Source organism: Rhodanobacter sp. PCA2 (assembly GCF_013620825.1).
Classification (GTDB): Bacteria; Pseudomonadota; Gammaproteobacteria; order Xanthomonadales; family Rhodanobacteraceae; genus Rhodanobacter_A.
The window spans coordinates 1-928 of sequence record NZ_NJIC01000060.1 but is presented as its reverse complement, the minus strand read 5'-3'; the positions used below and the strand labels follow the sequence as shown (position 1 = coordinate 928).

General features: G+C 67.8%; 1 protein-coding gene. It reads right to left on the bottom strand.

Features of this window, described 5'->3' with window-relative positions; all coding sequences use genetic code 11:
- Positions 1-928: thioredoxin-disulfide reductase (trxB, locus tag PCA_RS17310; RefSeq protein WP_181303860.1), on the bottom strand; the 928-nt coding region annotated here is incomplete at both ends.

Here is a 928-nt window from a genome sequence, read left to right as displayed (position 1 = left end):
CCAGCCAGCGTTCGGCATCCAGCGCGGCCATGCAGCCGAAGCCGGCCGAGGTGATCGCCTGGCGGTAGACGTGGTCGGCCACGTCGCCGGCGGCGAACACGCCGGGCACCGAGGTCATCGTCGCCATGCCGCTCTGGCCGCTGTGGATCTTCAGGTAGCCGTCGTGCATCTCCAGCTGGCCTTCGAAGACGCCGGTGTTCGGCGTATGGCCGATGGCCACGAAGAAACCGGTGGCGGCGATGTCGCGGGTGGCGCCGGAGTTGACGTCCTTCACGCGCACGCCGGTGACGCCGGAGTCGTCGCCCAGCACCTCGTCCACGCTGTGGTTCCACACCAGTTCGATCTTGCCGGCGGCAGCCTTCTCGAACAGCTTGTCCTGCATGATCTTCTCCGCGCGCAGCTTGTCGCGGCGGTGCACCAGGTAGACCTTGCTGGCGATGTTGGACAGGTACAGCGCCTCCTCGACCGCGGTGTTGCCGCCGCCGATCACCACCACTTCCTGCTCGCGGAAGAAGAAGCCGTCGCAGGTGGCGCAGGCGGACACGCCCTTGCCCTTGAACTTCTCCTCGCTGGCGATGCCGAGGTATCTGGCGGTGGCACCGGTGGCGATGATCAGCGCGTCGGTGGTGTATTCGCCGGAATCGCCCTTGAGGCGGAACGGGCGCTGCTTCAGGTCCACGGTATGGATGTGGTCGAAGATCATCTCGGTGTGGAAGCGCTCGGCGTGCTCGGCCATGCGCTGCATCAGCGCCGGACCCTGCAGGCCTTCCACGTCGCCGGGCCAGTTGTCCACGTCGGTGGTGGTCATCAGCTGGCCGCCCTGCTGCAGGCCGGTGACCATGGTCGGCTTGAGGTTGGCGCGCGCGGCGTACACCGCGGCGGTGTAGCCGGCCGGGCCGGAGCCGAGGATCAGCAGGCGGGTGTGCTT